21 protein-coding genes are annotated in these 18,053 nt (G+C 48.8%); 12 read left to right on the top strand and 9 right to left on the bottom strand.

All coding sequences use genetic code 11. The features are described 5' to 3' along the window. Window positions 1–230 precede the first annotated feature (230 nt). From cysZ to crr, 5 genes are all read left to right on the top strand, one after another. Complete coding sequence (cysZ, locus tag BIT28_RS11800; protein ID WP_083651790.1) at window positions 231–992, top strand: sulfate transporter CysZ; 762 nt, start codon at window positions 231–233, stop codon at window positions 990–992. 256 nt (window positions 993–1,248) lie between these two features. Next, complete coding sequence (cysK, locus tag BIT28_RS11795) at window positions 1,249–2,217, top strand: cysteine synthase A (RefSeq protein WP_075763871.1); 969 nt, start codon at window positions 1,249–1,251, stop codon at window positions 2,215–2,217. Between the two features lie 316 nt (window positions 2,218–2,533). Further along, window positions 2,534–2,791, top strand: coding sequence for an HPr family phosphocarrier protein (locus BIT28_RS11790; RefSeq protein ID WP_075763869.1), 258 nt, complete (start codon window positions 2,534–2,536; stop codon window positions 2,789–2,791). A 55-nt stretch (window positions 2,792–2,846) separates the two neighbouring features. Continuing rightward, a complete protein-coding gene (gene ptsI, locus BIT28_RS11785; RefSeq protein ID WP_075763867.1) occupies window positions 2,847–4,574 on the top strand; it encodes a phosphoenolpyruvate-protein phosphotransferase PtsI in 1,728 nt (575 codons plus the stop codon). A gap of 40 nt (window positions 4,575–4,614) precedes the next feature. Then, window positions 4,615–5,124 carry a PTS glucose transporter subunit IIA gene (gene crr / locus BIT28_RS11780; protein WP_075763865.1) on the top strand — a complete coding sequence of 170 codons (510 nt, stop codon included), beginning with the start codon at window positions 4,615–4,617 and terminating at the stop codon, window positions 5,122–5,124. Between the two features lie 111 nt (window positions 5,125–5,235). Here the strand turns inward: crr and BIT28_RS11775 are convergent, their stop codons facing one another. After that, window positions 5,236–6,132: a Dyp-type peroxidase gene (locus tag BIT28_RS11775; protein ID WP_075763863.1), complete on the bottom strand. Its 897-nt coding sequence runs from the start codon at window positions 6,130–6,132 to the stop codon at window positions 5,236–5,238. 167 nt (window positions 6,133–6,299) lie between these two features. Here BIT28_RS11775 and BIT28_RS11770 point away from each other — a divergent pair, with 167 nt between their 5' ends. Beyond that, window positions 6,300–7,889 carry a GGDEF domain-containing protein gene (locus BIT28_RS11770; RefSeq protein ID WP_075763861.1) on the top strand — a complete coding sequence of 530 codons (1,590 nt, stop codon included), beginning with the start codon at window positions 6,300–6,302 and terminating at the stop codon, window positions 7,887–7,889. A 19-nt stretch (window positions 7,890–7,908) separates the two neighbouring features. On the opposite strand, the gene BIT28_RS11765 is transcribed toward BIT28_RS11770, so the two are convergent. Together BIT28_RS11765 and BIT28_RS11760 are read right to left on the bottom strand one after the other, a co-directional pair. Then, a complete protein-coding gene (locus BIT28_RS11765) occupies window positions 7,909–8,313 on the bottom strand; it encodes a hypothetical protein (RefSeq protein WP_075763859.1) in 405 nt (134 codons plus the stop codon). Window positions 8,314–8,318: 5 nt separating this feature from the next. Then, entirely contained in the window at window positions 8,319–8,780 is a 462-nt protein-coding gene (locus BIT28_RS11760; RefSeq protein WP_075763857.1) for a DUF2919 domain-containing protein, read from the bottom strand. Window positions 8,781–9,248: 468 nt separating this feature from the next. On the opposite strand from BIT28_RS11760, the gene BIT28_RS11755 reads away from it, so the two are divergent. From BIT28_RS11755 to BIT28_RS11745, 3 genes are all read left to right on the top strand, one after another. Continuing rightward, window positions 9,249–9,596 (top strand): DUF2956 domain-containing protein, encoded by a 348-nt coding sequence (locus tag BIT28_RS11755; protein ID WP_075763855.1) that lies wholly within the window; start codon window positions 9,249–9,251, stop codon window positions 9,594–9,596. Between the two features lie 62 nt (window positions 9,597–9,658). Continuing rightward, window positions 9,659–10,105 carry a DUF1499 domain-containing protein gene (locus BIT28_RS11750; RefSeq protein ID WP_075763853.1) on the top strand — a complete coding sequence of 149 codons (447 nt, stop codon included), beginning with the start codon at window positions 9,659–9,661 and terminating at the stop codon, window positions 10,103–10,105. Window positions 10,106–10,201: 96 nt separating this feature from the next. Beyond that, window positions 10,202–10,405, top strand: a complete 204-nt coding sequence (locus BIT28_RS11745) for a hypothetical protein (RefSeq protein WP_075763851.1) — start codon at window positions 10,202–10,204, stop codon at window positions 10,403–10,405. A gap of 48 nt (window positions 10,406–10,453) precedes the next feature. On the opposite strand, the gene BIT28_RS11740 is transcribed toward BIT28_RS11745, so the two are convergent. The 6 genes from BIT28_RS11740 to napF all read right to left on the bottom strand — a co-directional run bounded on the left by BIT28_RS11740 (window position 10,454) and on the right by napF (window position 15,039). Further along, window positions 10,454–10,588, bottom strand: coding sequence for a TIGR02808 family protein (locus tag BIT28_RS11740; protein ID WP_075763849.1), 135 nt, complete (start codon window positions 10,586–10,588; stop codon window positions 10,454–10,456). A 39-nt stretch (window positions 10,589–10,627) separates the two neighbouring features. Next, entirely contained in the window at window positions 10,628–11,203 is a 576-nt protein-coding gene (locus BIT28_RS11735) for a NapC/NirT family cytochrome c (protein ID WP_075763847.1), read from the bottom strand. Between the two features lie 30 nt (window positions 11,204–11,233). Next, a complete protein-coding gene (locus BIT28_RS11730) occupies window positions 11,234–11,698 on the bottom strand; it encodes a nitrate reductase cytochrome c-type subunit (RefSeq protein ID WP_075763845.1) in 465 nt (154 codons plus the stop codon). A 90-nt stretch (window positions 11,699–11,788) separates the two neighbouring features. After that, complete coding sequence (gene napA / locus BIT28_RS11725; protein WP_075763842.1) at window positions 11,789–14,275, bottom strand: periplasmic nitrate reductase subunit alpha; 2,487 nt, start codon at window positions 14,273–14,275, stop codon at window positions 11,789–11,791. Further along, a complete protein-coding gene (locus BIT28_RS11720; protein WP_075763840.1) occupies window positions 14,272–14,544 on the bottom strand; it encodes a chaperone NapD in 273 nt (90 codons plus the stop codon). Before BIT28_RS11720 ends, napA begins: the two co-directional genes overlap by 4 nt. Window positions 14,545–14,547: 3 nt before the next feature. Beyond that, window positions 14,548–15,039, bottom strand: coding sequence for a ferredoxin-type protein NapF (gene napF, locus BIT28_RS11715; RefSeq protein WP_075763838.1), 492 nt, complete (start codon window positions 15,037–15,039; stop codon window positions 14,548–14,550). 313 nt (window positions 15,040–15,352) lie between these two features. Here napF and narQ point away from each other — a divergent pair, with 313 nt between their 5' ends. The 3 genes from narQ to BIT28_RS11700 are packed head-to-tail and all read left to right on the top strand — an operon-like array spanning window position 15,353 to window position 18,011. Beyond that, window positions 15,353–17,047, top strand: a complete 1,695-nt coding sequence (narQ, locus tag BIT28_RS11710; RefSeq protein ID WP_075763836.1) for a nitrate/nitrite two-component system sensor histidine kinase NarQ — start codon at window positions 15,353–15,355, stop codon at window positions 17,045–17,047. An 11-nt stretch (window positions 17,048–17,058) separates the two neighbouring features. Next, window positions 17,059–17,685 (top strand): response regulator, encoded by a 627-nt coding sequence (locus BIT28_RS11705; protein ID WP_075763834.1) that lies wholly within the window; start codon window positions 17,059–17,061, stop codon window positions 17,683–17,685. Beyond that, the gene (locus BIT28_RS11700) at window positions 17,685–18,011 is read left to right on the top strand and encodes a DUF4156 domain-containing protein (protein ID WP_075763831.1); all 327 of its coding nucleotides are present in this window, start codon (window positions 17,685–17,687) and stop codon (window positions 18,009–18,011) included. The genes BIT28_RS11705 and BIT28_RS11700 overlap by 1 nt, the downstream gene beginning before the upstream one ends. Window positions 18,012–18,053: the final 42 nt, after the last annotated feature.

The following is an 18,053-nucleotide window of genomic DNA, read 5'->3' as shown; positions in this document are numbered from 1 at the left end:
CAAATCTCAAATCAGAAAGAGAAGATGATTATCGTGATTCGTGCAAGATAGTGCTGCTGAGCACAAAATCGAGCAAAATACAGCCAGTTCCGTGGCATTTTTCCACTTTACCGCCTAGGTAGGCCGCAAGGAAATTTGATTCCTTGCACCACACACCGTTAACATGCACCAACTATTCTTTTCCCGGTCGGTCGATCCCCCGAATAAAGAAGCTCATGAAGGAGAGTCAGATGCAACAACCACCAGCCATTCAAAACCCTGCCAGTGGGGCCGGGTATTTCTTTAAGGGAATGTCGCTAGCGATGCAACCAGGTACCCGCCGCTTCGTCATTTTGCCGCTGCTGGTGAATATTATTCTATTCGGCAGCGCATTTAGTTTTGTGTTGAGTCAGCTGAGTGACTGGATCAACGGTTGGATGGCCTATCTGCCGCAATGGCTCGACTGGCTGTCTTATTTGCTATGGCCACTCCTGGCCGTTGCCGCTTTAGTCACCTTCTCCTATTTTTTCAGTACCATTGCCAACTGGATAGCCGCCCCGTTCAACGGACTTCTGGCCGAACACCTTGAGGCCAAGCTGACCGGCGAGCCAACCCCGGATGCCGGTTTAAAAGATATTCTCAAAGATCTGCCGCGGATCATGAACCGAGAATGGATCAAGTTGAAATACTACCTACCAAAGGCTATCGGCCTATTTATCCTGCTATGGATCCCCGCCATCGGCCAGACTGTCGGCCCGGTACTATGGTTCCTGTTCAGTGCCTGGATGATGAGCATCCAGTATGCCGACTATCCGTTTGACAATCACAAGGTGCCGTTCACCACGATGCGCGACGCGCTGAAAGAAAAGCGCGGAAAATCCATCAGCTTTGGTAGCCTGGTCATGCTCTTCACCATGACACCGCTGCTCAACCTTGTGGTAATGCCTATTGCTGTTTGTGGTGCCACCGCCATGTGGGTTGATAACTACCGCACACAATACAAGCTTTACTAGCTGTATAACGTAACCAGCAAGTTATAGTTACCAGCAGGCAGCGGGAGCATAAGCTCCCGCTGTTTATTCATCCCCCTGTCGCACCTCATAGCGCCGAGTGGCCGCCAACCTTGCCTTCAAAGCATAGAATGCTGACTTCTTGAACACCCCATCTTATATAACAATAAGATATAACAATTAATTACTTTCCAAATGCCAATCACGGTTTATGCTTTATCTGTCATTTGTTGAAACGTGTCACGAAGGAACGACAAGCATGAGCAAGATTTACGAAGATAATTCACTAACGATCGGAAACACCCCGCTAGTTCGTCTTAACCGTGTAAGTAAAGGTAACGTTCTGGCCAAAATTGAGGCTCGCAACCCTAGCTTCAGCGTAAAATGCCGTATCGGCGCAAACATGATTTGGGATGCCGAGAAAAAAGGCCTCTTAAAAGAAGGGGTAGAGCTAGTTGAGCCAACCAGTGGTAACACAGGTATTGCCCTTGCTTTTGTTGCATCAGCTCGTGGCTACAAGCTGACTCTGACCATGCCAGAGAGCATGAGCCTGGAGCGTCGCAAACTGCTTAAGGCACTGGGCGCCAACCTGGTACTGACCGAAGCGCCGAAAGGAATGAAAGGGGCGATCGAAAAAGCAGAAGAGATTGTCGCTTCTGATCCGTCAAAGTACCTGCTGCTTCAGCAGTTCAATAACCCGGCTAACCCGGAAGTCCATGAAAAGACCACTGGCCCGGAAGTATGGGATGCCACTGACGGTGAAATTGACGTCTTTGTTTCGGGTGTGGGTACCGGTGGTACGCTTACTGGTGTCAGCCGCTACATCAAGCAACAGAAGGGCAAGGCCATCACGACTGTTGCTGTCGAGCCTTCCGAGTCTCCGGTTATTACCCAGACGCTGAGCGGCGATGAGGTACAACCGGCTCCGCACAAGATTCAGGGTATCGGTGCCGGCTTCATTCCTGGCAACCTGGATCTCGCTCTGATTGACGAAGTCGAGCGTGTAAGTTCCGAGGATGCGATTGAAATGGCTCGCCGTCTGATGGAAGAAGAAGGCATTCTTGCCGGTATTTCTTCAGGTGCTGCCATTGTGGCTGCCAACCGCATCGCCGAGCGTCCGGAATTTGCAGGAAAAAACATTGTTGCAGTGCTACCTAGCTCAGGTGAGCGTTACCTGTCAACGGCACTCTTTGCGGGTATCTTTACGGAAAAAGAAACCCAACAGTGATCACATTTTATAATGATAGATTGATAATTGCTGCCTAAAAGCCCCCCTTGAGGGGGCTTTTTTGTTGCATTTTGAACTTAGCTTTAATATAAATCCGTTGCGTTTTATTTTTAGCGTCGAAATAAAAGGTCAAAAAATCGACCTTTTTGGGGCTTGTAAACCAATAATGTCACTAAAAGTTGACTTGGATTAAGCTAAAACGCCGAACTGTTGGGTAGTTTATACTCCCAGTTAGCAAGCATACGTTATCCACGTTAAGCTTTCTTTCAGTTACGTTAATATTAAATAAATACTATATCTACATCGGGGTGAAAAAATGTATCAGAAGCAAGTTGAAATCACTGCAGAAAACGGTCTACACACTCGTCCGGCAGCTCAGTTCGTAAAAGAAGCAAAAACTTTCGATGCTGACATCACAGTGACTTCTAACGGTAAGAGCGCAAGCGCTAAGAGCCTGTTCAAACTACAAACTCTAGGTCTGGTTAAAGGCACAGTTGTGACTATCTCAGCAGAAGGTGCTCAGGCACAAGCAGCTGTAGATCACCTTGTAGCACTAATGGACACACTGCACTAATCTGCAGTTGTTTATTACTACTTCCCCTAGTTTTTAGTCAATTTAAGGTAAGGCTATGATTTCAGGTATCCTGGCATCTCCTGGTATTGCATTTGGTAAAGCACTACTGCTGCAGGAAGAAGAGATTGTTCTCAACAAGGCTCCCATTGCTGCAGACCAAATCGAAAACGAAGTTCAGCGTTTCTTCGATGCTCGAAAAAAATCTTCTGAGCAACTAGAAGTAATCAAAGAAAAAGCACTTGCAACCTTCGGTGAAGAGAAGGAAGCAATCTTTGAAGGCCACATTATGTTGCTGGAAGATGAAGAGCTTGAAGAAGAAATCATAGCCTTCATTAAAGAAAACAATGCTTGTGCCGCTCTTGCTATTCACTCTGTGATCGAAGAGCAGGCTGCGACACTCGAATCTCTCGATGATGAGTACCTGAAAGAGCGTGCGACGGATATCCGTGATATCGGTAGCCGTTTCGTCAAGAACGCACTGGGTATCAACATCGTTAACCTAAGCGCTATCAACGAAGAAGTCATTCTGGTTGCCAACGATCTGACACCTTCAGAAACTGCGCAAATCAACCTGGATTACGTACTGGGCTTCATTACTGATATCGGTGGCCGTACTTCGCACACCTCTATCATGGCACGTTCTCTAGAGCTACCTGCTATCGTAGGTACCAACGATATTACCGCTCAGGTTAAGAACGGCGACATGCTGATTCTTGATGCAATCAACAATCAGGTTGTTATCAATCCTAGCGAAGAAGAGCTAACCAAATTCAAAGCAATCCGTGACGCGCACATTGCAGAGAAAGAAGAGCTGGCGAAGCTGAAAGATCTTCCGGCAATCACGCTTGACGGCAAGCAGGTTGAAGTATGCGGCAACATCGGCACAGTCAAAGACTGTGACGGCATAAACCGCAACGGCGGTGAAGGCGTTGGTCTGTACCGTACCGAATTCCTGTTCATGGATCGCGATGCCCTTCCGACTGAAGAAGAGCAGTACCAGGCATATAAAGAAGTTGCCGAAGCCATGCATGGCGAGCCAGTGATCATCCGTACCATGGATATCGGTGGTGACAAAGATCTGCCGTACCTGGATCTACCAAAAGAAATGAACCCATTCCTGGGCTGGCGTGCCGTTCGCATCAGCCTGGATCGCCGTGAAATCCTACGTGACCAGCTACGCGGAATCCTGCGTGCATCTGCTCACGGCAAGATCCGCATCATGTTCCCGATGATTATCTCTGTTGAGGAAATCCGTGAACTGAAAGCGGCTATCGAAGAATACAAAGCAGAGCTTCGTGCTGAAGGCCTGGCATTCGATGAAAATATTGAAATCGGTGTAATGGTTGAAACACCGGCTGCTGCAGCAATTGCTCACCACCTGGCTAAAGAAGTTGCCTTCTTTAGTATTGGTACTAACGACTTAACCCAGTATACTCTTGCAGTTGACCGTGGTAATGAGCTGATTTCTCACTTGTATAACCCGCTATCACCCGCTGTACTGAATGTGATTAAGCAAGTAATTGATGCTTCTCACAAAGAAGGTAAGTGGACAGGTATGTGTGGCGAGCTTGCTGGTGACGAACGTGCTACCCTATTGCTACTAGGTATGGGGCTGGACGAATTCAGCATGAGCGGGATTTCAATTCCACGCATTAAGAAAGTTATCCGAAACGCTAACTTTGCTGATGTTAAAGCTATGGCAGAACAAGCGCTTGCGATGCCAACAGCAGCTGAAATCGAAGCACACGTAGAAAAATTCATCGCAGAAAAGACCATCTGCTAATATAGCTGCAGATAGAATAACAACGCTTAGGAGCAACGATATGGGTCTGTTTGACAAATTGAAGAAGCTGGTTTCTGATGACAACAACGAAGCTGGTGCAATCGAGATTATTGCGCCACTTTCTGGTGAAATCGTAAACATCGAAGATGTGCCAGATGTTGTTTTCGCAGAGAAAATCGTTGGTGATGGTATCGCTATCAAACCTGCTGGCAACAAAATGGTTGCACCAGTAAACGGTACTATCGGCAAGATCTTTGAAACTAACCACGCTTTCTCTATTGAGTCCGACGATGGTATCGAACTATTCGTTCACTTCGGTATCGACACAGTTGAACTGAAAGGTGAAGGATTCACTCGTATCGCCGAGGAAGGCCAAACTGTTAAAGCTGGCGACACAGTCATCGAATTCGACCTAGCTCTTCTAGAAGAGAAAGCGAAATCAACTCTGACTCCTGTTGTTATCTCTAACATGGACGAAATCAAAGAGCTAAACAAGCTTTCTGGTGCAACTACTGTGGGTGAAACTCCAGTACTACGCATCAAAAAGTAAGGCTATTTGGTCTTTGTAAAAAACGCAGCCTAAGGGCTGCGTTTTTTTATGTTTTAATTCAAGGTAATCGTTCCTAGCTCCTGGTTCCAAGAAACTAGGGTCTCGTCCCTTCTATAAACTTTCCAGCATCTCGACCGACGGGGCGAAGAAGTAGGCACCCGACACGGCTTTCGTAAACCGTAACATCGTATCTGTCTTACCGTCCGTTTCGCCGTACATACTCTCCAACATCGCATTAAAGTTATGCTGGGTGTGGCAATAGGCGATAAACAACAATCCGTGATCACCGGTCACCGTGCCATACGGCAGGCTGTGGCGTACGATCTTAAGGCCCTTGCCCTCTTCCTTTATGTCGACACGGCCGACGTGAGAGTTTGCCGGTACATCGTCCAGCTCAATGGAATCTGGCTTGGTACGGCCAATCACCTTTTCCTGAGCCTCGACACCAAGACGGTGCCACGCCGGTAGGTTGTGAACAAAGCGCTGGACCATCACAAAGCTACCGCCGGCAAAATCGCCCTCTTTGATCAGTGCAACATCACCGCGCGACTCCAGGGTTTTCGGGTTTTCCGTGCCATCAATAAAGTCAGTCATATCACGGGAATCCAGGTACTTGTAACCATAGGTCTCATCAAGTACTTCTACAGCGTCAGCAACCGGCTGCAAGAACTGACGCAGTACATAGAAATTCAAGTCATGGCGGCTGGAATTCACATGCAGAAGAAGATCGCCACCGGTAGCCGGAGCCGTTACCTCGCCCCCACCCAAGGGACGAAAATCGTCGAACTCAGCAGGAGTTCCCTTATCGAGGGATTGCCAGAAGGACTTGCCAAAAGCGATACTTGCACGCAAGTTTGCGTCAGCCTGCTGTTCATTCAACGACGCCAGGCTCTGGTGAAGGCCCTGACACTGCTGAATAACCGCTCGCTTATCTCCTACAATCTTCATAACGACATACAGGGCAAAAGGGCCGGCTTCCGGCAAGATTGCAGGTTGTGCGATAGCCATATTATTCTCCTAATTAGCCAATATTCAAAAAACGTTTGATTTTATCGCGCTTCTATAGCCCGAAATTGATCATGGTCATTGCTCTCAATAAATCACATCCCCTCTTTACTTCACCACGTTAGTTCACCAAAATTGGCTCCGGACAAATAAACCAGCAGTTGCATATTGTGAAAAAGATTCTATCTCTGCTTATCTCCGTATATCTGATGATACTGGCGATGCCTGCAGCGGCACTCGAAAGTGTCTCACTGCAATTGCGCTGGTTGCATCAGGCACAGTTTGCCGGGTTTTATATGGCAAAGGAAAAAGGCTTCTATCACGACGCCGGGCTGGATGTATCCATTAAAGCTGGCGGCAACAATAAAGTCCCTATCAAGGAGGTGCTAGATAGAAAAGCAGAGTTTGGTGTCGGCAATACCGAAGTACTCGTCGCCTACGGACACGGCTTTCCTCTCACGGCCCTCGCAGCCATTTTCCAGAACTCCCCGTCAGTTCTCGTCGCCAAAGCCAACCGTGACATTCAAACTATTCATGATTTAGTCGGTAAACGAGTGATGATGTTCTCGGGAACCGAGGATGCAGAGCTAATTGTACTACTATCTCGCAATAACATCGCGCTGTCTGATCTTGAACAGGTAACAACTTCCGCCAATATCGATGATTTACTCAGCGATCAAGTTGATGTCTTTAACGGCTACCTCACCAACGAGCCGTTCTATTTGCAAGAGCACGGTGAACAAGCTCTGATATTCAGTCCTGCTGAGTACGGGATTAATTTTTATAGCGATGTGATCTTTACCCACCAGGGCTTTGCCGAAAGCAACCCAGAAACCGTTGAACGCTTTCTCAGCGCCAGCCTGCAAGGCTGGTATTATGCGCTCACCCATATTGAGGAGACCCTCGATATTATAGAGCAGCATTACCACCCTCAGAAATCCCGGGCAAACCTGGCTTACGAGCTGGAAACGGCAGCACAGCTGATCATGCCCGAGCTAATCGAAATTGGTCATATGAACCCCAACCGCTGGCAAACTATCGCGGACGAGCTGGCCAAACTCAATATCATCCCCAACACAGCCATAGACAGCCACTTCCTCTATCCACTCCGTACCGAACTCACCTGGCAAGACATTAAACTGTGGATACAGCTGGGAGCACTGCTGCTGTTCGTCACATCGTTGGCTGCCGGGTACTTCTCTTATGTCAACCGCCAGCTCAAACTTGAAATTTCTCGACGGATAGAGGCAGAAAAGAAAGCCGAGGAGATGGCCAGAAAAGATACCCTGACCGGTATTGCCAACCGTTATGCCCTGATCGAAGAGCTACATCGCGTCGTCAACGGGATCAAGCCGCAACAAGCCAACCCGGCTTTGCTATTTATCGATCTTGATGATTTCAAGCGGGTCAATGATACCTACGGGCACCATGCCGGCGACCGGGTGCTACAGCAGTTTTGTTTTCGTGTTGACGCTTTGCTCACTGACGGACAAAGCTTTTTTGCCCGGCTCGCGGGTGATGAGTTTGTGATTTTGCTAAATACTACTTCCGAAAGCGATGCCAGAGAGCTGGTGGAAGAGATTTCATCGGTTGCCCGCAAAAAATTTACCGTTGGCCCCCACAAAATCCAAATCGGTGCCAGCGTGGGGATCACCTTCTACCGCCAGGGTGATACCCCCGACTACTTCCTGTCCCGCGCAGACAATATCATGTACCAAAATAAAAGACGCTCCCAGAAGGAGCGCTTTGAAACTGTGTAGTTCAAACAGCCAACAGCTATCAAACCGATGTGACTTCTACCTGAAGCTTAACTTGTTCGTCGGCATCACCGTCAACTGTTTCAAACGATGCCGGCGAATTCAGCCCGGTCGACAATGTCGGCGAGATCAGTGTCCGCCAAGCACCGTCATCAAGTCTCTCCTGCACCTTAAAGGCTATCTTTACTTCGTCAGCCGAAACTTCGAGCAACTCGGCACTGCCCACCAACTCTCGCGGGGTGCTGCTTTCATTCGTCGTGCCAAAAAAGACCGTTTCTTCGCCAGGCAACAGAGACAGCGAGGTATTCACTGTTTGCGTATTGCCGGCGGTTGAGAATTCAAAGTTAACATCCAATAGCCAGTCTGCCATCGCCAGAGGGCTCAAGAAGGCGCTGAAAAGAACCAGGCCTTTACTCCAATCATTCATTTGCTTTACCTCTCCAAGGGCTTATCCGCAAATGTATTCCTGACCCGGGTGCTCCGAGCTATATAAGCGCCTAACCACAATGTCAGTAACAAGTTAACTGCCTGGGTCCAGCTGAAAGCACCATCACTAAGAGAAAGTTGATACACTTGCAAAGCACAATCTGTCATGTAGGCAGCGAGCAAGATGGTCTTACCGTACTGCCACAGTGTATTTATTAGTTTTTTATTTTTGTATCGTTGTCCGGTTAACCACATTATCAGTAATGCAGGTAACCCTGTTGCCATTGCGAAATACAAGTTATCCCGCAACGGATATAAAACCTCGAGGATTTGCGCCCCTTGCTCCCGGCTTGCGCCCGCCATAATAAACACGACCCACGCCTTGGCGCTAAATGCCAGTGTCAGCCAGAGCATAGCTGAAGGTTTTAACAAACCGTGCTTGTCATATGCATCAATCGGATAGAGCAAACTGTTTCCCCATTCGCCTGTTATCTATATGCAATGGAGGCTCAGCCGATTGATTTCAACCGTCAACAAAGTAGCACGTCAGAATATTATGCAGACACGATAATTCATCTCGCCCCAATCACAACCCTACAGTGTTTAATTCTGTGCTTTAACGCACTTATCAATTGTTCATCTTGTAGCCAAGATCACGATTTTGGTAATAAAAATCGTATTTTCCTACACTTTATTACACTACCCCTAAGGTATTAAGGCGAGGGTGCAATCTATAAAAACCCTTATCAAATATATAATTATCAACCTCTTACAGGTGTAAATACATTATTAAAGAAAACACACCACGTTATTCACATGTTGAAATATTCCTACATTGTTAATGTTTTTTTATGTATATCCAGCTCTTTCAACCCCACAGTAGCAAGGTATAATTACTTATAACCGACTGATTATCAGACCTTCTACGGAATGACTATGAGCAAAACCACACAGCAAGCCGCACCGTCGCCGGAAACTCAGGCCGAGGCACTGAAAATTGCCCGCGCCACACAAAAACCCGGTCAGACTAAAGAGCAAACCAAACTTATCGCCCAGGGGATCCAAAAGGGTATTGAGCTGTATAAAAAGCAACAGAAGGCCAAAGCCCGGGAAAGAGACAAACTGCGCAAAAAACAAGTGAAAAGCAAACAGGCCCAGCCAGAGCAACCAGAGCAAGAAGTGACGACAACTATCGAATCCCAAGTTACCTATAAACATCACTGGCTGCCCTGGTTACTGCTTGTTCTCTCCTGGGGAGGCTTCGCCGCTTACTTGATGCGATAACCCAAGGAATACTAATAACTTCCACTAATCGGCGGCACACGCCTCAGACAAAGGACTGCAATATGACTAAGCCACTACTCTTATTATTGCCAAGCTTGGTGCTCGCCGGATGCTCGAATGCTGACAATGAGACGCTGGTATTCTCGGACCGTAGTCTTGAGCCCTGCGAGGAAAAGCCGAACTGCGTGTCGACTATCGAAACCCGGCCAGACTTTAGCCTGTCCAGGTTCCGGCTTAACCAGCAAGGCATAAATAACTGGGAAGCTATCCAAAAGATAGCCCTTTCGCTTCCCGGCGCCAGCCTGGGGCAGCAAAGCGAACACTACATCCGGGTAGAATGCCGCAGCAAAGTCTTTGGTTTTGTAGATGATTTCGAACTCAGGCTAGACGGCGAAGAGCTTATTGTTCGCTCAGAGTCCCGTACTGGCTATTCCGACTTCGGCGTCAACCGCGAGCGGGCTGAACTTTTTCGGACCCGACTGGCAGACGCAGAGTACCTGAAAAACTAGATCCAAGTTATATAACAGACAATTAATCACAAGCACAACTTGATAATGGTTATCATTTAGATCTATATTGAAGAGTATTACTCTGAAGGAGATCTCATGGATAGGCCATCGTTTCTGGTATTTAGCTTTCTAGGCTCAATTAGCATGGTCATCTTGCACCTGATTGATATCTGGCTGCTGGAGTATAGCGACTCTCTTCTCAGGCACTTTCTGGTTGAATGGCTACCGCTATATCTGGTTTGGATGAGCATGATGCTTATTGGCTTGGTCAAACGGGCATCGCCCCCAACGTGCGGGTAATAAAAAGCCATGTCCTTCGACATGGCTTTTCAGTTAGTTAACACTGACTTAGGCGTTCTTATCTTTACCTAAAGCCAGAATCCCTACAGACACTGCAGCAACTGCTGCAAATCCCGCCAGGATGATCACTGGCATTGCGGCATAACCCAGCGTGTGCCAGATAAGCGATTCTAATGCACTCATCGTATACCTACCTTTCTATTATTGCCGGATAATCAGGCCTTACTGCCAGCCTTCGACATCTTTCATGTCAGGAAGCTTATGCGCAATCCCTTTATGACAGTCTACACAAGTCTTTTCACCTGAAGCCAGTGCCGTTGAGTGTTGTTTCACACTACGAGGGCCCTGCTCCGAAAAGTCCATGTATTCAAAGTTATGACAGTTACGGCATTCCTGAGAATCATTTTCTTTCATCCGGTGCCATTCTCGGTTTGCCAGATAGCCCCGGCGCTCCTTGAACTTCTCTTCGGTACTAATAGTCCCCATCGCAAATGCCACCAGCTCTTTCGAAGCCTGTACCTTGCGAACAATCTTATCGGTCCAGTTGTGCGGTACGTGACAGTCAGAGCAGATTGCACGAACGCCAGAGCGGTTGGCAAAGTGCACCGTCTCACGAATTTCTTTGACAATCGGCGCGTGACAGCCCGAACAAAACTCTTCGGTATTGGTTGCTTCCATCCCGGTGTTGAAGGCACCCCAGAACAGTAAACCGCCCATAAAGCCCATGAACAAGACCAGACCAACCGCCACCTTGCTCGGTGATGTTAACCTACGCCAAAATGCTTTTAATATATTCATCTATAGCCTCTCTTTAATTAATGGCTATAACTAGCGCAACGCATCAACACGTTGGAATTCATTTTCAACAAGTGGCTTGGCATCAGCCTGAGGCACATGGCACTGAAGACAGAAGTAACGACGCGGCGACACATCTGATAACACCTGCCCTTCACGAGTCTGATAGTGGGTTACACTGATCTTGGTCGCGCCCATTTCATTGGCATTTTTCCAGCTGTGACAAGCCAGACACTTATTCGCATTCAGTGATACTTCGTAGTTACGAATGGTGTGCGGTACCAACGGTGGCTGATAAACATAGTCGCTATCAATCGTACCCTGATCGCGCGGGAAGCGTTTCATCGCATCTGCAGCACGGGTCGCTTCGAGCTCACTGGCGCCACGCAGAGATTCCACTCCGCCAATACCGCCCGGGTTATGAAGTTCTTCTGCACTCTGAACGGCACCGGCTACCAACATACCTACAGCCATGACCGCTAAAACTAGTCGTTTCATTGTATTCTCCGCCTAATGGCTAAATTCGAGTCAAGAGAGTGACTACCCATGAACCTGTCATGGGCAATCACGCTGATTTCATTCGATTATTTATATTTTGGTGATCTTGATTGGACACTTCTTGAAGTCGGTCTGCTTAGACAGCGGATCCGTGGCATCCAAAATCAGCTTGTTAATCAAAATACGAGCATCGAAGAAAGGTACGAATACCAGACCAACAGGCGGACGGTTTCGACCTCGGGTCTCTACTCGACAACGAACTTCACCACGACGGTTTTGCAGCAGAACCTCGTCACCACGACGCAGGCCACGAGCCTGGGCATCATCCGGGTGGATATAACACACGGCATCAGGCGCCGCTTTATACAACTCAGGAACACGGCGGGTCATCGTACCGGTGTGCCAGTGCTCCAGCACTCGGCCCGTACATAGCCACATGTCGTATTCTTTGTCCGGCACTTCCGGTGCTGGCTCAAACGGGGCAAAGATAATATTTGCCTTACCGTCTGGCTTACCGTAGAAGCGGTAGCCTTCACCTGCAGGTACATACGGGTCAGAACCTTCAACAAAACGCCACTTGGTTTCCTTGCCATCGACAACCGGCCAGCGCAGACCACGTACCTCGTGGTATACATCATACGGTGCCAGGTCGTGACCATGATCGCGACCGAAGGCTGCATACTCTTCGAACAGACCTTTCTGCAAATAGAAGCCTTGTGCCTTGGCATCATCGTTAAGCTCCTGCGCTTCAGACAGCGGGAACTTATCGACCTGACCATTGCGGAACAGCACTTCATACATGGTTTTGCCACGGTACTGCGGTGCTTTGGCCAGCAACTCTTCACCCCACACTTCTTCAATCGTGAAGCGCTTGGAGAACTCCATCAGCTGCCACAGGTCAGATTTCGAATCACCCTGTGCTTCAACCTGCTGGTACCAAGCCTGAGTACGACGCTCGGCGTTACCGTAGGCACCTTCTTTCTCTACCCACATTGCTGTCGGCAGGATCAGATCAGCCGCCTGGGCCGTTGCCGTTGGGTACGGGTCAGAACACACAATGAAGTTTTCCGGATTACGGTAGCCCGGCAGACGCTCTTCATTAATATTCGGACCAGCCTGCATGTTGTTGTTACACATCACCCAGTACGCGTTCAGTTTGCCGTCTTTCAGCATACGGTCCTGCAGAACCGCGTGGTAACCCGGTTTTGGCGGAATAGTGCCTTCAGGCAGCTTCCAGATTTTCTCGGCGTAAGCACGGTGCTTAGGATTTTTTACTACCATGTCAGCTGGCAGACGGTGAGCAAACGTACCCACTTCACGCGCCGTACCACATGCTGATGGCTGGCCTGTCAGCGAGAACGGACCACAACCCGGCTTGGAGATTTTGCCGGTCAGCAGGTGAATGTTATAAACCAGGCTGTTCATCCAGACACCGCGGGTGTGCTGGTTCATGCCCATGGTCCAGAGCGACATCACCTTAACGTTAGGATCGGCATACTGCTTGGCCATCTCCAGCAGCTTCTCTTTAGACACACCTGACATTTCAGAGGCTTTTTCAACGGTATACTCGGCAACAGATGCTTTGTACTCATCGAACGTCATTGGATGCAGCTTGCCTGAGTTGGCGTTCTTGGCTTTCTGCTGCAGCGGGTGCTCGTCACGCAGGCCATAACCGATATCAGTCGTCGCACGCTTGAAGTGAGTGTGCTTGTTGACAAAATCCCAGTTCACGGCATCGTTCTGAATGATGTAATTGGCAATGAAGTTGGCAATCGCAAGGTCACTCTGCGGCTCGAAAATCATGCCGTTGTCTGCCAGTTCGAACGAACGGTGGTAGTAAGTGGACAGCACGTTTACTTTAACATGAGGATGGCTTAAACGGCGGTCAGTCAAACGTGTCCACAGTACCGGGTGCATTTCGGCCATATTCGAGCCCCAAAGCACGAACGCATCGGCATGCTCGAAGTCATCGTAGCAACCCATCGGCTCATCAATACCGAAGGTACGCATAAAGGCACCTACAGCAGAAGCCATACAGTGACGGGCATTCGGATCAATGTTGTTGGAACGGAAGCCGGCTTTCATCATTTTGGCAGCGGCGTAACCTTCCATTACCGTCCACTGGCCTGAACCGAACATACCTACACCCGACGGGCCATGCTTTTTCAGTGCAGCTTTCCATTTGTCAGCCATCACATCGAATGCCTGATCCCATGAAACTGGCTGGAAATCACCGTCTTTATCGAACTTGCCGTTCTTCATTCGCAGCATCGGCGTCTGCAGACGGTCTTTACCGTACATGATTTTCGACAGGAAGTAGCCCTTGATACAGTTCAGACCCTTGTTGACCGGCGCTTCAGGATCACCCTGGGTAGCGACGACACGACCGTTCTGCGTACCAACCAGTACCGAACAACCTGTACCACAAAAACGACAAGGCGCTTTGTCCCATTTGATTTTGGTTTCATCAGAACTAACGATTAAGTTAGTTGCTGATGCTGGCAACGTAATACCAGCTACAGCTGCTGCCGAAGCAGCGGCGTTTGCCTTAACAAACGCACGTCTTGTCATTTTCATGAATCATCCTCAGATTGCGAATCAAAGTGTTCAATTTGGTGATACACTAAAAAAGTTGTTAATACATGTTCTAAGTTATTGATCTTATCGATGGTGTCCGTCACGTATCCCTGGTTGGCTGTTTCCAGAACGACAATGACTTTTCCCTCTTCGCTTTCGCCGTGAATCTCGGTGTTTGGCAATTCAAGTATTTGAGCTTTTACGACTTCCAGGTATTCAGGCTTGACGTGAACCACCAAGCTCGAAATATGTACTTCTTCTTGCGCCATAAGCTATTTCTCTTCTCGTTCTGTTGTGAACATACTGATGGCTGATGCCGGACAGACCGACAGACAGGCACCGCACCCATTACACACATCCGCATCAAGTTCCGGTGTAGCCACGCCACCGGCCTGGAGCTTGAATCGAATGGCCTGTACCTCACACACATCACCGCAGCTTCTGCATTCAATCTTGTGTTGGGCCAGACAGCTGGGATTGATTTGCGCCCTGATGCCCCAGGGTTGTTCCGTTGTAGGGTGGAACAATGGCTCGGGACAAACGTCGGCACACCGGGTACAAAACGTACATTCACCGCGTGTAAAGTCGACAGTCGGAAACCCGCCATCGCCTTTGACAATAATCTGCGTTTCACATGCGCTGATACACTTGTTGCAGCGGGTACAGCTATCTACAAATGTATCTTCGTCAACAACCCAGGGCAGTCGCTGTAATGTCGGTGTGCGACGCCGAGAAAGTAGATTTCGGCGAGAACGATCAAACATTCGCTTTACCTTTCGTGAAGTAATATGAATAAAATACACATTACGGGTTGTTCTTCGACGCCGACAAACAGTCTTAAACCCTCAAAAGCTGTTCACAAGTCGTCATCTTTTTACACGGCAAGTGTAAATCCCGTAATAAATGCTTAAATACCTAGTTAGGGCTAAATAGGGGGTAAAATTGTCTTGGATCAAGAAACAGAAATGACAACCCTCACAATATTTACTACGACCATAACAACTATAGTTCAACAAACAACCTAACCAATTGATTTACAGTCAGCTGTCATTGGTAATAAATTAGAAAGGAATTTCAGTGCGAAATCGGCCGCTCAAGCCTGTCACCACCACCATCGCCCGCGCCATGCTGGCAATCCTGCTGCTGTCTGTGATGACCACCAGCTTTGCCCTCCTGACGCTGGCATCCAGCCTCAACGATGCCGAGGCCGTCAATGTGTCTGGCTCGCTCCGGATGCAGAGCTACCGCCTGGCCTATGATATCCAGACCGGCTCCTCGCAGTTTTCTGAACATCTCGACCAGTTCGAGCAGTCGCTGTTCTCGCCCTCGATGGCCGCCCTGGAGCACTGGACCGTCCCGACCGATATCAAAGTCCACTACTACAATCTCATCGGTCGCTGGGAGAACCTGCACCCCTTGCTCAATGATGGCGAAAAGCATCTTTTTCTCGACGAAGTTGCCAATTTTGTCGACAGGATCGATCGATTTGTCTTCGAGCTGCAAGAATTTTCCGTTATCAAACTTCAGGTACTGTCCATCGCTGGCGGGATAGGGCTCAGCCTGATCCTGATTGTCGCGCTGTTTACTATTCATTTCACCCAGCGAAAAGTCGTCTCGCCGCTCAACCAGCTGGTCGGCGCCAGCAAACAAATACAAAACGGCCACTTTGATATCAGCCTCGACGTAAAAAGTGATAACGAACTCGGCATTCTGGCAGGTACCTTTTCCAAAATGGCCGCCGATCTCGGCAAGCTGTATCGGGGGCTGGAAAAGTCGGTGGATGAGAAAACCCGTCGCCTGCGCCATGCCAACGAATCGTTACAGGTGCTCTATAACTGTTCCCAGGAACTCTCTGTCAGCCGCCTGTCATCACAGAATTTCTCGGCGATGCTCGATACCCTGATTGAAATCGAAGGACTGACGGCAACCAAGCTGGTGATTGACGAAAACAACGGCATCAATACCGAGATAACAACAGGCAAACCGTCAGAGCAACAGCAATGGCATTATCAGGATCTGGAACTGGATGGCCAGATACTCGGCCAGCTGTGGTGGCAATACACCCTGCCCTGCCCGGATAAAAACCTGATCGACAACATCGCCCGCACCCTGGCCCGGGGGATTTACTACAACCGGGCCCAGAAACAGGCTGAACAATTATTGCTAATGGAAGAGCGGGCAACCATTGCCCGCGAGCTTCACGATTCGCTGGCCCAGTCATTGTCTTATCTTAAAATTCAGATCACACTGCTTAAAAGGCAGCTCGGCAAGAACGAGACCGAGAGTGCCATGCAGATCATATCGGATATCGATAGCGGACTGTCTGGCGCCTATACCCAGTTACGGGAGTTACTCAGCACGTTCAGGCTAACAATCAAGGAAGCGAATTTTGGAGAAGCATTAGTTGAGATGCTCAAGCCGCTTGATGAGCAAACAGATGCTATGCTCATTGTAGACAACAACTTATCGTCGTTGAATTTGGATGCACACCATCAGGTTCACTTGCTGCAGTTGATCAGGGAAGCCGTACTCAACGCAATCAAGCATGCACAAGCAGACGAGATCATCGTTTCCTGTAATCAGGACGGCGAACACGTTAACATCAAGATCAACGACGACGGAGAGGGCTTTGACCCTGCCAACGAAAAACTCAATCACTATGGTCTGGCGATAATGACAGAGCGGGCATCACGCCTGAATGGTGAACTGACAATTAATACAACCCAAGGCTCCGGCTGTGAGGTCGCCTTGAGCTTTTCGCTTGAGTCTTAAGGATTATAACTATGACATGTTGGAAGATAATGATTGTGGACGATCACCCGCTAATGCGACGGGGGATCAGCCAGTTACTTAGTTTTGAACCAGATTTTGAAATTGTAGGTGAAGCCAGCAACGGTGCCGATGCTGTTTTGCTAGCCAGCGAAAAAGAGCCCGATCTTATTCTGCTCGACCTGAACATGAAGGGCATGTCCGGGCTCGATACACTTAACGCCATGCGGGCCGAAGGGATCCACGCCAGCATTGTCGTTCTCACCGTTTCCGACAGCCGCTCGGATGTCAAGGCGCTGATCCAGGCAGGTGCCGACGGCTACCTGCTCAAAGATACCGAGCCAGAGCAGCTGATTAAACTGCTAAAACAAGCGCTGTGCGGCGGCAAGGCCTATAGTGATCTGGTACGCGAATACCTGGAAGACAACTCGGAGCAAGACTCGTTGTTAAACTCACTGACAGATCGGGAAATGCAAATATTGAAAGAAGTGGCAAAAGGGTATCGCAACAAGCAGATCGCCGACTCGTTGTATATTTCAGAAGCGACAGTAAAAGTGCATATGAAGAGCCTGCTGAAAAAGCTGCAAGTAAAATCACGTACGGCTGCCACAGTGCTGTACCTTGAGTATCAGGGCCAGTAATGCTATTTCGGCGTGGTGTCGGACTTATCCTGTTACTGCTAGCAGGTTGCGAGACTACGCGCCCTCATGCCCATAGCGAGAGTATACGTATACGCTGGAATGCATCAGAACAGCTCGAAACATGCACCGATAAGGGAACTGTAATCGGCTCAGAAGGGCATTGGTATTCATATTGGTTTATCAGCAACCGGGCACTAACAAAGGGTGCCCTGAACGACCTGAAAAACCAAGCCGTGCAGCGTGGTGCCAATACCGTGGAACTATATCACCCACAAGCTTTCGGCACCTCGGTTACACTATTGGGCAATGCCTACGATTGCCCCTAGCTATAGCCAGCGGTTTCAGGTTGTTAACTGAAAGTAAGACAT

Source organism: Photobacterium proteolyticum, from assembly GCF_001939735.1.
GTDB classification, from domain to species: domain Bacteria; phylum Pseudomonadota; class Gammaproteobacteria; order Enterobacterales; family Vibrionaceae; genus Photobacterium; species Photobacterium proteolyticum.
Note: the sequence above shows the minus strand (reverse complement) of the source record. Positions and strands in the feature narration are given on the sequence as shown.